Source organism: Allobosea sp. 10L417, assembly GCF_056395485.1.
In genome coordinates, this window is the sequence record NZ_JBFTJP010000003.1 from 78624 (window position 1) to 92257 (window position 13634).

Here is a 13634-nt window from a genome sequence, read left to right on the forward strand (position 1 = left end):
AGCGGGAGATTTGCGGATCGCCCGGGGCCGCGCAAGCCCTCCCCCCTCAGGCCCCGACCTTGGCGAGCACATCGGCGCGCAGGAAGCGCTCGATGAACAGCATGAACAGCACCGAAGGCACCAGCAGGATCAGCGCCGTGATCGAGGCGACCTGATAGTTGCCGCCCATCGCCGCATTGTAGAGCAGCAGCGGCAGCGTGGTGACCTGCGGCACGCCGACGAAGAAGGTCCCGGTGAACTCGTCGAGCGATTCCAGGAAGACGAAGATGCCGCTGGCGATGATGCCGGGGGCAGCGAGCGGCAGCGTCACGGAGAAGAAGGTCTTGAGCGGTGGGGCGCCGATGTTGCGGGCCGCCAGCTCGAGGTCGCGATCGACCGCCGCGAAGGCCGCGGCCGCGATCCAGACCGAATAGACCAGGCCGTGCGCGGCATGGACGAGCACGACGGCGAAGACGGTGCCGTTGATGCCGAGCTGGTAGAAGATGCGCGCGACGTTGATGTAGATCGCGACCGAGGGGAAGGCCTGCGGCAGCAGGAACACGACCATGAAGAGAGCGCGCGCCGGCAGCTTCAGCCGGGCCAGAGCGTAGCCGGCCGGGATCGAGAGCACGAGCGCGACGATCACCGTGAGCACCGCGATCCAGACCGAGGTGGCGAGCGAGGCCATGGCATCGCCGGTCGGGCGGAAGACCTGCTCCCAATAGCGCGTGCCATAGACGACCGGCAGCTTATAGGGCGTGTACCAGCGCTCGGCGACCGACCACAGCGCCAGATTGACCAGCGGCCCGATCAGGAAGAAGGCGAAGGCCGCGAGCGCGAAGGCGGCGAGGACCATGCGCAGGCCGGAGGCGACGCGGATCATGGCGTGCCCTCCTTTGCCATGCCGCGCTTGAGGTAGATGATCGCCGCGCCGGCCGAGATCAGATAGGTGATGACGCCGAGCGCATTGGCCGTGGCGTAGTCGCCATAGGCATTGATGCGGAAGGCCATGTCGACGGTCAGCATCGTCGGCTGCGAGCCCGCCACCATCATCGGCACCGAGAGCACCGAGAGCATCGTCACGAAGGAGAGGACGAGCGCGACGAGGAGCTGCGGCATCACCTGCGGCAGCGCGAGTTCGACGAGGACGCGCATGCGCGAAGCGCCGAGATTGCGGCCGGCCTCAAGCGTGGCGCGGTCGAGCGCGGCGAGCGCGCCGGCCAGCAGCAGCGCGACGAAGGGCGTCTGCTTCCAGACGAAGGTAGCGATGATGCCGCGCCAGTCGAGGAAGCTCACGGCCTGCAGCGGCTCCATCAGCCCCATGGCGACGAAGGAATTGTTCATCAGCCCGTTCTTGGCGAGGAAGGTGCGCATGCACTGCGCCGCGACGATGAAGGGGATGAACAGCGGCCAGCGATAGAGCGCCTTGAGCGTGCCGACGATGTAGCGGTTCTCGCCCAGCGTCAGCGTGCCGGCGATGATGATGGCGGCAAGCCCCGTCAGCAGGCAGGAGGAGAGCACGATGACGACGGTGAAGAGGATGTCGCCGGAATAAAGCTCATAGGCCTTGGCGAAGGCCTGCAGCGAGAAGCCGCCGTCCGGGCCGGTGAAGGCCGAGATCAGCGAAAAGCAGAGCGGATAGAGGAACAGCGCCGCGACGAGCGCGAGCCCGGGCGCGATCAGCAGCAGGGCGAGCTGGCGTTGGGAAAGAGACATCGAACCTGCCGGCTATGCGCGAAAAGGAGAAAGGCCGTCATGGCCGGGCCGGAGAGGCCGTCATGGTCGGGCTTGACCCGACCATCTCGGCAACCAGAGCGAGCTGGTCATGAGATCCTCGGGTCGAGCCCGAGGATGACGGCGGAGGCACTCCGCGAATGACGGCCCTTCGAGAGAACGAACCTCAGTTCGCGACCTTCTTCTCGTAGCCCTCGAGGATGTCGTTGAAGTAGGGCGCGATCGGGAAGGGCTTGGCGTTCTGCGACAGGTCCGTCGGAGTGATGTCGGTGAAGAGCTTGTCCCAGGCGGCCTTGTCGAGCTTGCCTTCGAGGTTCTTGGCGTCGATGCCCGGATACCAGTTGAACTTCTTGACGATGCCGTCAGCCTGGACCTGCGGGCTGGTGGCGAGCGCGATGAACTCTTCCGCCAGCTTCTTCTGCGCCGACTTCTCAGGCACCGCATAGTACATCGGCTGGCCGGGCATGCCGGGCGAGGCGAGCTTCAGCTTCATGCTCGGCGGCAGCTTGCCGTCGGCCTGCCAGGAATAGAACATGTCGACCCAGACCGGGCCCATCGCGATCTCGCCGCGATTGAGCATGTCGAGCGTGCCGGCATTGCCGGGGGTGATCACGGCGTTCTTGTTGAAGTCCTTGAGCTCGCTGAAGGCCGCGTCCCACTTGGCCTTCTCGGCCGCGTCATAGGGGCCCTGGATCAGCTTGTTGGCGTCGCCGCCGAAGGCGTAGACCCAGCCGGCGACGAAGGCGACGCCGGACATGCCGCCCTTGATGCCGTTGTAGCCGAACTGCTTCGGGTTCTTCTTCACCCACTCCTTCAGCTCCGCGAAGTTGGCGGGCGGGTTCTTCAGCATGTCGGCGTTGTAGGCGAGCGCCGTCTGCGACTGGAACATCGGCATGACGTAGCCGGAGACATCCGAGCCGAGCGAGTTCTTGGCCGTCTCGCTGGAGACCAGCTTCGAGGTGTCGACATTGGCCGTGTACTTGTTCAGCAGCCCTTCCTTGACCATCTGGCCGGCGGCCTTCTGATGGATGACGAGCACGTCGAAATCGGTCGCGGCGGCGCCCTTCTGGGCATCGAGCTTCTCATAGATCTTCTGCGAGCCGGAATCGCCGGGGCCGGTGCCGACCGAGACGACCTTCACGCCCGGATGGGTCTTCTCGAACATCGGCCCGAGATAGTCCTTGACGTAGTCGACCATGTTCTGGTCGCCCGCGGAGGCGACGTTGAGGGTCTGCGCGGATAGCGGCGAAGCCACCATCAGCGCAGCGAGCGAGCAGGCAAGCGTGATAATGCGCATGTGTCTGACTCCCTGTCAGGCGGCGATCCCGGCCTCGGTCGCCGGGAAGATGTGAAGGCGCTGCAGCGGGATGCGCAGTCCAACCTTCGTTCCGAGTTCGTGACGGTCGGCGTCGTCGACCGTGATCTGGCGGCCGGCGGCTTCGACCTTGTAGCGGTAGATGCCACCGGGATAGGCGCGCGCGGCGATCGTGCCGGGGACGACGAGATCGCCATCGGCAGCCGTCGCATCGAGCGCGCCGAGGCTCGCGACATCATCGCGGAAATAGGCGAGCGTCTCACCGGCCGGCAGCCCGGCGGCGACTTCGCCCGCAAGGGTCGCGCGGGCTTCGCCGGCAGCGACGGAAGCCCGTCCCTCGCCGCGCTCGATGCGCAGCGGCAGCACGTTCTCCGCACCCATGAAATTGGCGACGAAGGCGCTGGCCGGACGATCATATACCTCTTCCGGCGTCCCGACCTGCGCGGCGCGCCCGGCCTGCATGATGACGAGCCGGTCGGCCATGGTCATGGCCTCCTCGCGATCATGGGTGACATGGACGGCGGTGAGACCGAGCCGCTGCTGGATGGCGCGGATCTCGTGGCGCATCGTCATGCGGATCTTGGCATCGAGGTTCGAGAGCGGTTCGTCGAGCAGCAGGATGCCGGGGTCGATGGCGAGCGCGCGGCCGAGCGCGACACGCTGGCGCTGGCCGCCGGAGAGCGCCGTGACCTTGCGATCCTCATAGCCGGCAAGCCCGAGAAAGCTCAGCATCTGCCCAACCTTGGCCGTGATCTCGGCCTTGGACTTGCCCCGCAGCTTGAGGCCGTAGCCGATGTTCTGCAGCACTGTCATATGCGGCCAGAGCGCATAGGACTGGAACACCATTGCCATGCCGCGCTTCTCCGGCGGCAATCCGGCGACATCCTTGCCGCCGACGACGATCGAGCCGGAGTCGACCGGCACGAAACCCGAGAGGGAACGCAGAAGGGTCGTCTTGCCGCAGCCGGAGGAGCCGAGCAGCGCCGTGAAGCTACCCGGTGCGAAGTCCAGATCGATGCCGTGCAGCACGCGCGTGCCGCTATAGGAGACCTTGAGCGCGCGCACGCCGATGGCCGCGCCACTACCCGCTCTGGCTTGCGTTTCCGGCTGCAAGGTGCCCACTCCCCGCCTTCGTTTTTGTGTCCAGTGAATGGAATTTTTCTTCCATTCACTGGAGTGATTGAAATAAACATTACGTATGGGGCGCACTATGTGCAAGAGCTTTGTGAAACTTGGATGACAGCGCAGATACATTCTCTCTGGCTCATGGCGTCTCCCTCCGACGAGGCGATGCTGAGCGGTCTCGTCGGCGATCTGGCAGGGCGTTTCGGCACCCCCGTCTTCGCGCCACATCTGACACTGCAAGGTGACACGGCGATGCCGACCGCTGCGCTGGAGCGAGCGATCGCAGCTGCTGCGGAAACGGTCGCGGCCTTCTCGGAACCCGTCGCGCTGGTCGAAGGGAGCGAAGCCTTCTTCCGTTCGTTCTATGCCCGTTTCGCAATCTCGCAGCCGCTTGCGCAGCTTAAGCGCGCGCTCGATCCGGAAGGCCTCGACAGCTTCATGCCGCATGTTTCGCTGCTCTATGGACCTGTCGAAGCGGCGGCCAAGGCAGCTGCGATCGCGGAAGTGCATGCACGTCTCGCCGGCCGGGCGATCCATTTCGACCGGATCGGCATCGTGACGTCGGGACAGGAGATCCCGATCGCGGAGTGGCGGGTGGTCGCGAGCGTCGCCCTGCGCGCGGCCTGAGCCAGGCCGCTACTCGCCGGTCAGCTCGCGATTGCGGCGGCTGACCTCGTCGCTATAGCGCTTGATCGCATGCGCCTCGCTGAGGATGCCGACGAGGCGACGGCTGTCGCGATCGGCGACGACCGGCAGCGCCTCGCTCTCCGACTCGTCGAAGAGCTTCAGCGTGTCGCGCACCGACATGTCGGCCAGCAGCATGCGGTCGGGATTGCGCAGGAGATGGCGCACGGTGCGCGGCGCCGGCTCGGCCTCCGCCTCCTCGTCCAGCGCCGCGTCCGGCTCGTAGAGCGCGCCCGGCGGCACCATGCCGGCATAGGCCTCGCCGGGGCCGATCGCGACGAGATAATTGGTGGAACCCGGCGGGTATTTCAGCCGGGCTTCGGCGATGGTGGCGTCGGCTGCGATCTTCGGCACCTCGATACGCATCATGTTGCCGGCGGTGAGGTCCCGCATCCAGCCGACATCATGGGCGCCGCGGATGCTCTCGCCGCGCAGATGGAAACGCCAGGTCGCGAAGGAGAAGCCGAACAGGCGGCGCGTGACGAGCGAGGCCGCGCCGGCTGCGCCGACGACGGCGAGCGTCAGCTTGAGATCGCCTGTCATCTCGAGCGCGAGCAGCGCCATGGTCATCGGCCCGCCGACGACCGAGACCGCAAGCGAGCTCATGCCGACGAGGGCAAAAAGGGTCTCGTGACCGGCGAGGTTCGGGAAGGCGAGCGTCAGCACGCCGATGAAGAGGCGCCCGGTCAGCACACCGAGGAGCAGCGAGGCGAAGAACAGGCCGCCGCGGAAGCCCGAGCCGATCGATATGGAGGAAGCCAGCGCCTTGGCGACGAGCACCAGGGCAAAGAGCGCCAGGTCCCGGTCCGCTCCGAGATAGAGATTGATGGCGCCATGGCCGGCCGAGAACACCGAGGGGCTCCAGATCGCCAGCGCACCGACGAGGAGGCCGCCGAAGGCCGGCCTCAGCCATGTCGGGATCCGCGAACGCCGGAACCCGGCCTCGACGAAGGCGGCGGCGCGCATGACGACGATGCCGGCGAGCCCGCACGCCGCGCCCAGCAGGACGACGAGCGGCAGATCGGAGATGATGATCGGCCCGATCGGCGGCACTTCGACCGCGAGCAGCGAGGGCGCGAGCAGGCTGTGGGTCACGGTCGCCATGAAGGTCGCCGCCATAACCGGCACGAAGGCCGCGATCGCGTAGCTGCCGAGGATGAGTTCGAAGGCATAGAAGGCGCCGGTCAGCGGCGCATCGAAGGCAGCCCCGATGGCGCCGCCGGCGGCGCAGCCCACCATCAGGCGCATATCCGCCCGGCGCAGGCGCAGGCGGCGGCCGATATGGGAGGCGAGCCCGCTCGCGGCCTGGGTATAACCGGCTTCCAGGCCGACCGAGGCGCCCGCGCCGCTGGAGCCGATGGTCTGCAGCGCGACGAAAACGCTGTCGCGCAGCGACATGCGCCCGCCATGCAGCGCATTGGCCTCTATCGGGTCGACGGGCTGCTTGCGTCGGCGGAAGAACAGCCAGGATGCCACGCCGATGGCGAGACCGCCGAGGATGGGGCCGACGAGCGCCCGCCAGGCGGGGATCGTCGTGCTGAGCGACAGGCGCTGGCTATGCGCGAGACCGAAGATCAGCTCGTGCAGCAGCTGGGTCGCGAAGGACATCGCCAGCACGATCAGCCCAGCGAAGACGCCGACCACCGACGCCAGCACAACGACGCCGATCTCGCTCGAACGGATGAGCGCGCGCCAGCCCTGCGGCGCATCGCCCGCTCCGGCGGTTGCTGGGGTGGCTTTCACAGTGATCAAGGCAAGGCCCGTCAGGCTCGTTCGTCACATCCTCCCGCGGTCGCATATCGTCGCGGCCAGAACAAGACGCGCAGGCGATGCCGCGCCTGCGCCTGCCGCGGGGCCGCTACGAGACCGGCACGGCGAGCCCCGTCTTCACCCGGTCCATGGCGACGAAGCTGCGGAACTTGCGGATATTGGAATTGGCGAAGAAGAGCCGACGCGTCAGCGCCTCATAGGCCGCCATGCTCGGCACCAGCACCACCAGCATGAAATCGACCTCGCCGGTGACGTAGTAGCATTGCTGCACTTCGGGTGCCGCGAGGAAGGCCGTCTTGGCCGCGTCGATATCGACAGCCGTCTCGCTGACCAGCTCGACCTCGACGAAGAGCGTGATCGGATGGCCGAGCGCCGCCGGATCGACCACCGCGACATTGGCGCGGATGACGCCGCTCGCCTCCATCCGGCGGATGCGGCGCTGCACGGCCGGGGCCGAGAGATTGACGCGCTCGCCGATCACACGCTGCGGCGTGGTGTTGTCCTGCTGGAGGATGGCGAGGATGGCGCGGTCGAAGGCGTCGAGATCGTGAGCGGCAGGCTCGGGCATGGCGCGTCCTGAGAAAGAAACTTGCATCGGCTTGGCGGAAATCCAGCGCCTATTTCGCCGCGCTTGCAATATCCATTCATGAGCACGCACCGAGGTCGCCATGTTCCTGCTCAACCACCATCCCGACTACCGCTCCGCTCTCCATCCCGAGGATGTCGAGACGCTCGGTCCTTCGGGTGCTGATGCGATCGAGGCGCATCTCGCCCAACGCCGGAACCATGCCCCGACGCCGCTGCACAGCCTGCCCGGCCTCGCTGCTGCGCTCGGGATCGGCGCGCTCTTCATCAAGGATGAGGGGCAGCGCCTCGGCCTCGGCAGCTTCAAGGCGCTGGGCGGTGCCTATGCGGTGATCCGGCTGGCTCTGGAGGCCGCTTCCGAAAAGCTCGGCCGCCCCCTGAGCGATGCCGACATGAACGACCCCGCTGTCCGCACCGTGGCCGCCGGAATGACCTTCGCCTGCGCGACCGACGGCAATCACGGCCGCTCGGTGGCGCAGGGCGCCGAGCTGCTCGGCGCCAAGGCGGTGATTTTCGTCCATGGCGGCGTCAGCGACGAACGCGTCGCGGCGATCGCCCGCTTCGGCGCGCAGATGGTGCGGGTTTCCGGCACCTATGACGATTCCGTCGTCGAGGCGGCGCGTGTCGCGACCGCGCAGGGCTGGACCATCGTCTCCGACACCTCCTGGGACGGCTATGAACGCATTCCCGGTCTGGTCATGCAAGGCTACACCGCCATCGCATGCGAGGCGCTGGCGCAGATGCCAGCGCAGCCGACCCACATCTTCGTGCAGGCCGGCGTCGGCGGCATCGCGGCGGCGCTTGCCGCGCAGATGCAGACGCGCTTCGGCGATGAGCGGCCGTTCTTCACCGTGGTCGAGCCGTCGCGGGCGGCCTGCATCTTCGAAGCGGCACGGCTGGGCCGGCCGGTCAAAATCGCCCATGGCGCGCCGACCGTGATGGCGATGCTCGAATGCTACGATCCCTCGCCGCTGGCTCTGCGCGTGCTCTATCGCGCCGCCGACGCCTTCCTGACGGCGGAGGATTCCGATGCCGTCGAGGCGATGAACCGCCTCGCCCGCCCCGTCGCGGGCGATCCCGCCATCGTCGCTGGCGAAAGCGGAGCGGCCGGGCTCGCCGGGTTGATCGCGGCGCTGCGCAACCCTGAAACGCGGGCGGCACTCAAGCTCGACGCCTCCTCGCGCGTCTTCCTGGTCAACACGGAGGGCGCGACCGACCCCGTTCGCTACGCCGAGCTGGTCGGCCTCGAGCCGGCCGAGGTTGCGGCATGACCGCATCGGCGCAGGTCCAGCCCGAGCGGCTGACGCTCTTTTCGCAGAGCCATTCGCCCTATGCGCGCAAAACGATCGTCTTCGCGCATGAGGCCGGCATCGCCGATCGTCTCGTCATCATCGATCATGAAACCAGCCCGACCAACCGCAATCCGGCCGTCTTCGCGGTCAATCCGCTCGGCAAGGTGCCCGTGCTGATCACGCCCGAGGCCGGAGCGATCTTCGATTCGCTGGTGATCTGCGACTATCTCGACGCGCTGCACACGGGGCGCAGGCTGATCCCCGCCACTGGGGCCGAGCGCTGGCAGGCGCTGCGGCTGCATTCCGTGGCGCAGGGGCTGTGCGATGCAGGCATCGCGCTGCGCTGGGAAACGCTGCGGCGGCCGGAGCCTCTGCGCTACCCGCCACTCCAGGAGGGACAGACTGCGAAGCTGCTCGAATCCTATGACCTGCTGGAGCAGCAAGCGCCGTTCGACGGCCCCGTCGATGTCGGGCAGATCGGGCTGGCAACGGCGCTGGCCTGGCTGGAATTCCGTGCGCTGCCGGATTTCCGGGCCAGGCGCCCCCGGCTGGCGCGCTGGTACCAGGAATTCTCCGAGCGTTCCTCGATGCGTGCCACGGCCTATCACGGCGAGACACAGGACGGCCCCGCGCCGACCCCGATTGCCGGATAACGCGTTGGCGTCGTAGCAGGGGCGCGCAGCCGGATCCGGCTGCGCCGGAGGCCGTTCATGAAGCTTCGTCCCGATACGCTGGCGATGACCGCCGTCCTCGCCATGCTGACGGCGCTCGGCCCGCTCTCCACCGATTTCTACCTGCCTTCGCTGCCCGAGATCGCGCGGGTGATGGAGACGGATGTGGCGGGCGCGCAGGCAACGCTCTCCTCCTTCCTGTTCGGCTTCGCCGCCGGGCAGATCTTCTGGGGGCCGCTCTCGGACCGCCTCGGCCGCAAGCCTGTCCTGCTCGCGGGCTTGAGCCTCTTCACGCTGGCGACGCTGGTCTGCGCGCTCGCGCCTTCGATCGGGGCGCTGACATTTGCGCGGGCTCTGCAAGCGCTCGGTGCCTCCGGCCCGATCGTGCTCGGGCGCGCCATGGTACGCGATCTCTATGACGGCCCGCGCGCCGGGCGGGAACTCGCGCGCATGGGCATGATCATGGGCCTCGTCCCAGCCGTCGCGCCGGTGCTCGGCGGCGTGCTGCAGGTCGCCTTCGGCTGGCGCTCGACCTTCCTCGCCTCGCTCGCCTTCGGGCTTGCTCTCGCCGCCGTCATCATGACCGTGATGCCGGAGACGCTGCGCGTGCGCTCGCCGCAGCCGCTCTCAGCCGTAGCGATCTTCCGCGGCTTCGGCGTCCTGCTGCAGAACCGCGCCTTCCGCGTCTATGTCGCGCTGACGGCCCTGGCCTATGCCGGCCTCTTCGCCTTCATCTCCGGCTCGTCCTTCGTGCTGATCGGCATCTATGGGCTGACGCCGGTCGCGTACGGCTTCTCCTTCGGCTTCGGCGTGCTCGGCTACATCACCGGCACGATCATCGCGCAGCGCCTGGTCGGGCGGCGCGGCATGGACGGCGTCATCGCCATCGGCGTCGCCTGCCTCGCCGGAGGCGGTCTCGCAATGCTGGTCGGCGTGCTCACCGGTTTCGGCGGGGCGGCAGGCGTCGTCGTGCCGATGGCGCTCTATGCCTGCGGCGTCGGGCTCACCATGCCGCAGGCCCAGGCCTCGGCGATGATGCCCTTCCCGGACCGGGCCGGCGCCGCCTCGTCCTTCAACGGCCTGTGCCAGATGCTGCTCTCGGCCTGCGTCGGGCTGCTCGTCGGCCATCTTCTCAAGAACGCGGCGCTGCCGCTGCCGCTGGTGATGTCGACGCTCGGTGTCGCCGCCCTCGTGCTGTTCCGGGCGACGCGCTCCATCCGAGGGGCGAAGGCCTAGGCTGGATCAGCCGCCGAAGAGCCGCTCGAAGAAGTTGCGCTCCTGCGGCGCCGGTTTGACCCAGGCGCGATCCGAGCTGGCCGGCTGGGCCGGCGCCGGAGTGCCGGCATCGGCCACCGGCGCGCCGTCGCCGAAGATCGTCTTCGGCGCGCCCTGCCAGAGGCCTCCGGGCAGCGGAATGGGCTGCGCGCCGGCATGGGCGGCCTTCATGTACTTGCCCCAGATCTCGCCGGGCAGGCCGGCGCCGGTCACGCGCTTCATCTTCGAATTGTCGTCGTTGCCGACCCAGACGGCCGTGACGAGCTTGGCGGTGAAGCCGATGAACCAGGCGTCGCCGTAATCCTGCGTCGTGCCGGACTTGCCGCCGACCTGCCAACCCGGGATGTTGAACTTGCTGCCGGTGCCGCCGTTCATCACGCCGTTGAACATCGTGTCCATCATCGCGAGCTGTTGCGGCTGGATGACCTGGCCGAGACCCGCGGCCTTGCGGGCATAGACGACCTTGCCATTGGTCTGGCGCACCTCGCGGATGACATAGGGCAGCACCGACTGGCCGCCATTGGCGAAAGTGGCGTAGGCAGCGGTCATCTCCAGCGGCGTCACCTCCGAGGTTCCTAGCGCCAGCGACAGGTTCGGCTGCAGGGCCGAGGAGATGCCGAGGCGCTGGGCGGTGCGGACGACTTCCTTGGGCGTCACCTCCTGGATCAGCCGGGCGGCGACCGTGTTGAGCGAATGCTGCATGGCCGTCGCCAGCGTCACCGGACCGCGGAAGGTGCGGGAATAGTTCTCCGGCTCCCAGCCCTTGATCGAGACCGGCGCGTCGTCACGGATCGTGTCCGGCGTCATGCCTTTCTCGATCGCGGTCAGATAGACGAAGGGCTTGAAGGAGGAGCCCGGCTGGCGCCGCGCCGCCGTTGCCCGGTTGAATTGGCTCTTGGTGTAGTCCCGCCCGCCGATCAGCGCGCGGATCGCTCCATCAGGCGCGAGCGACACCACCGCGCCCTGCGAGGCGTTGAGCTTCGCACCCTGTGCGGAGAGCGCATCGACCAGGGTCGTCTCGGCGCTGGCTTGCAGCTTGGTATCGAGGGTGGTGAGTACGGTCACGTCGCCCTCGACCGCGCCGATGAAGTCATCGAGCACGTCCATGACGTAGTCGGCGGCATAGTTGACCGAACCGGCGCCGACGCGCTCGGGCACCTCGGCCGGCGTGGTCAGCGCGGTCTTGGCCGCCGCCTGCGAGATGAAGCCCTGCTCGGCCATCGCCGAGATGACGAGCTGGGCGCGCTTCTCGGCAGCATCCGGGTTGCGGTTGGGCGCCAGGCGGGAGGGCGCCTGGACGAGGCCGGCGAGCATCGCCGCCTCCGCGATCGTCACCGAGCGCGCCGACTTGTTGAAGTAACGCTGTGCCGCTGCCTCGACGCCATAGGCGCCCGAGCCGAAATAGACCCGGTTGAGGTAGAGCTCGAGGATCTGATCCTTGGTGTAGGTTCGCTCCAGCCAGAGCGCCAGGATCGCCTCCTGGATCTTGCGGGCGGCGGTGCGCTCCTGCGTCAGAAACAGGTTCTTGGCGAGCTGCTGCGTCAGCGTCGAGCCGCCCTGCATGCCGCTCCGGCCGCGCAGGTTGGTGACGATGGCGCGGGTGATGCCGACCGGGTCGATGCCGAAATGCTCGTAGAAGCGTCGGTCTTCGATCGCGACGAAGGCCCTCGGCAGATAAGGCGGAATTTCGCCGATCGTGACGGTGCGCCCGCCGGTCTCGCCGCGATTGGCGAGGAGCGAGCCGTCGGCCGCGAGGATCGCGATGTTCGGCGGTCGCTTGGGGACGGTGAGCTGATCGATCGGCGGCAGCTGCGAAGCGTGATAGGCGATGAACCCGCCGAGCCCGATGGCGCACCACAGGCCGAGCACCATCGTCCAGTAGAACAGCCCGCCGAGCAGCGAACGCCGCCGGCGCCCGCGGCGCTTGCCGCCGCCTCCCCCGCCGCTGCGCTTGTTGCGCACGGGCTGGCTGCGCGGCTGCGGGCGCGGCGCAGCGCGGTGGCGGTGAAGCGGGCGATCGTCGTCAGAAACGCGCATGTCGAAATCGTCGCGGCTCGCGCCGCTCTCGTCGTCGAAGGACGGCTCGCGCCGCTCGCCCCGTTTGGTCCGGTCGTTCATCCTGCCCCGTTTCGGCCGACACGCCGCCTTCGCAAATGCGGTCAGGTCACACAGGATTCAAACATGGCGCTTTTAAGGGACGGTTAAGGGTGCGGCGCGGCAAGGAGGACACAGCCGTCGCGAGAACGTGATCAAACTTGCAAATGCGCAAACGAAATCGTCATCGAACGGGATATTGCGCAAAATCTGAAGCCCTGCCTACAAGCCGGGCGGGAAACGCGCAGGAACCTATCGTCTTTCGTTTCGTTTTCTCCGACAGAGGACACAGATGAACTCGCTCAATCGCTATGCGCCGCATGTACTCGGCCTGCTGCGTATCGTCACCGCACTGATCTTCATCCTGCACGGCACGCAGAAGCTCTTCGGCTTCCCGGCCCCACCGGCCAGTGGCGCGCTGCCCTCGGCCTTTACGCTCATGTGGTTCGCGGGCACGCTCGAACTGGTCGGCGGCCTTTTGATGCTCGTCGGTTTCCAGACCCGGATCGTCGCCTTCGTGCTCTCGGGCCAGATGGCCTTCGCCTACTGGATGGCGCATGCGCCGAAGAGCCTCTACCCGGCTCTCAACGGCGGCGACGCCGCGATCCTCTACTGCTTCGTCTTCCTCTACTTCGTCTTCGCCGGCTCGGGCGCCTTCGCGGTCGACAAGCAAAGCCGCGCCTGAGAACCAGAATTCAAAGGCCTCCGGCTCGACGAATCGAAAAGGCCCGCTTTCAACCGAAAGCGGGCCTTCTTCATAAGGAATTCGCGAGGGCTCAGACTGCGGCCGAAATCCAGCGCGACAGATCGCTCTTCGGCGCGGCGCCGACCTTCTGCGAGGCGAGCTTGCCGTCCTTGAACAGCATCAGCGTCGGGATCGAGCGAATGCCGAACTGCGCCGGGATCTGCTGATTCTCATCGACGTTCATCTTGACGATCTTGACCTTGCCGTTGAGCTCGGTCGCGATCTCCTCGAGCGCCGGGCCGATCATGCGGCAAGGGCCGCACCATTCCGCCCAGAAATCCACCACAACCGGCTCGGACGACTTCAGGACATCGGCCTCGAAGCTCTGATCGGTTACCTTGCTCGTTGCCATGACTGGCCGCCTT

13 protein-coding genes are annotated in these 13634 nt (G+C 67.3%); 5 read left to right on the top strand and 8 right to left on the bottom strand.

The window, feature by feature from the left end; all coding sequences use genetic code 11:
* Positions 1-46 precede the first annotated feature (46 nt).
* The 4 genes from AC1DE3_RS10930 to AC1DE3_RS10945 all read right to left on the bottom strand — a co-directional run bounded on the left by AC1DE3_RS10930 (position 47) and on the right by AC1DE3_RS10945 (position 4150).
* Positions 47-862: an ABC transporter permease gene (locus AC1DE3_RS10930; RefSeq protein ID WP_441509310.1), complete on the bottom strand. Its 816-nt coding sequence runs from the start codon at positions 860-862 to the stop codon at positions 47-49.
* Positions 859-1695 (bottom strand): ABC transporter permease, encoded by an 837-nt coding sequence (locus tag AC1DE3_RS10935; protein WP_441509311.1) that lies wholly within the window; start codon positions 1693-1695, stop codon positions 859-861. The genes AC1DE3_RS10930 and AC1DE3_RS10935 overlap by 4 nt, the downstream gene beginning before the upstream one ends.
* Positions 1696-1879: 184 nt before the next feature.
* Positions 1880-3010: an ABC transporter substrate-binding protein gene (locus tag AC1DE3_RS10940; protein ID WP_441509312.1), complete on the bottom strand. Its 1131-nt coding sequence runs from the start codon at positions 3008-3010 to the stop codon at positions 1880-1882.
* 15 nt (positions 3011-3025) lie between these two features.
* A complete protein-coding gene (locus tag AC1DE3_RS10945; RefSeq protein ID WP_441509313.1) occupies positions 3026-4150 on the bottom strand; it encodes an ABC transporter ATP-binding protein in 1125 nt (374 codons plus the stop codon).
* A gap of 114 nt (positions 4151-4264) precedes the next feature.
* On the opposite strand from AC1DE3_RS10945, the gene AC1DE3_RS10950 reads away from it, so the two are divergent.
* Complete coding sequence (locus AC1DE3_RS10950) at positions 4265-4780, top strand: hypothetical protein (RefSeq protein ID WP_441509314.1); 516 nt, start codon at positions 4265-4267, stop codon at positions 4778-4780.
* A 9-nt stretch (positions 4781-4789) separates the two neighbouring features.
* On the opposite strand, the gene AC1DE3_RS10955 is transcribed toward AC1DE3_RS10950, so the two are convergent.
* Together AC1DE3_RS10955 and AC1DE3_RS10960 are read right to left on the bottom strand one after the other, a co-directional pair.
* Positions 4790-6580, bottom strand: coding sequence for a chloride channel protein (locus AC1DE3_RS10955; protein ID WP_441510088.1), 1791 nt, complete (start codon positions 6578-6580; stop codon positions 4790-4792).
* Between the two features lie 115 nt (positions 6581-6695).
* Positions 6696-7175 (bottom strand): Lrp/AsnC family transcriptional regulator, encoded by a 480-nt coding sequence (locus AC1DE3_RS10960; protein ID WP_441509315.1) that lies wholly within the window; start codon positions 7173-7175, stop codon positions 6696-6698.
* Between the two features lie 100 nt (positions 7176-7275).
* Here AC1DE3_RS10960 and AC1DE3_RS10965 point away from each other — a divergent pair, with 100 nt between their 5' ends.
* Genes AC1DE3_RS10965 through AC1DE3_RS10975 form a run of 3 tightly spaced genes read left to right on the top strand, consistent with a single transcriptional unit; the run spans position 7276 to position 10391 of the window.
* On the top strand, positions 7276-8463 hold the full coding sequence (locus AC1DE3_RS10965; protein WP_441509316.1) for a diaminopropionate ammonia-lyase: 1188 nt from the start codon (positions 7276-7278) through the stop codon (positions 8461-8463).
* 29 nt (positions 8464-8492) lie between these two features.
* Positions 8493-9137 carry a glutathione S-transferase family protein gene (locus AC1DE3_RS10970; protein ID WP_441510089.1) on the top strand — a complete coding sequence of 215 codons (645 nt, stop codon included), beginning with the start codon at positions 8493-8495 and terminating at the stop codon, positions 9135-9137.
* Between the two features lie 57 nt (positions 9138-9194).
* Positions 9195-10391 (top strand): multidrug effflux MFS transporter, encoded by a 1197-nt coding sequence (locus tag AC1DE3_RS10975; protein ID WP_441509317.1) that lies wholly within the window; start codon positions 9195-9197, stop codon positions 10389-10391.
* Positions 10392-10397: 6 nt separating this feature from the next.
* Here AC1DE3_RS10975 and AC1DE3_RS10980 read toward each other — a convergent pair whose 3' ends face one another.
* A complete protein-coding gene (locus AC1DE3_RS10980; protein ID WP_441509318.1) occupies positions 10398-12548 on the bottom strand; it encodes a transglycosylase domain-containing protein in 2151 nt (716 codons plus the stop codon).
* A gap of 268 nt (positions 12549-12816) precedes the next feature.
* On the opposite strand from AC1DE3_RS10980, the gene AC1DE3_RS10985 reads away from it, so the two are divergent.
* On the top strand, positions 12817-13209 hold the full coding sequence (locus tag AC1DE3_RS10985) for a DoxX family protein (protein WP_441509319.1): 393 nt from the start codon (positions 12817-12819) through the stop codon (positions 13207-13209).
* Positions 13210-13300: 91 nt separating this feature from the next.
* On the opposite strand, the gene trxA is transcribed toward AC1DE3_RS10985, so the two are convergent.
* A complete protein-coding gene (gene trxA, locus AC1DE3_RS10990) occupies positions 13301-13621 on the bottom strand; it encodes a thioredoxin (RefSeq protein ID WP_038366779.1) in 321 nt (106 codons plus the stop codon).
* Between the last annotated feature and the right edge of the window lie 13 nt (positions 13622-13634).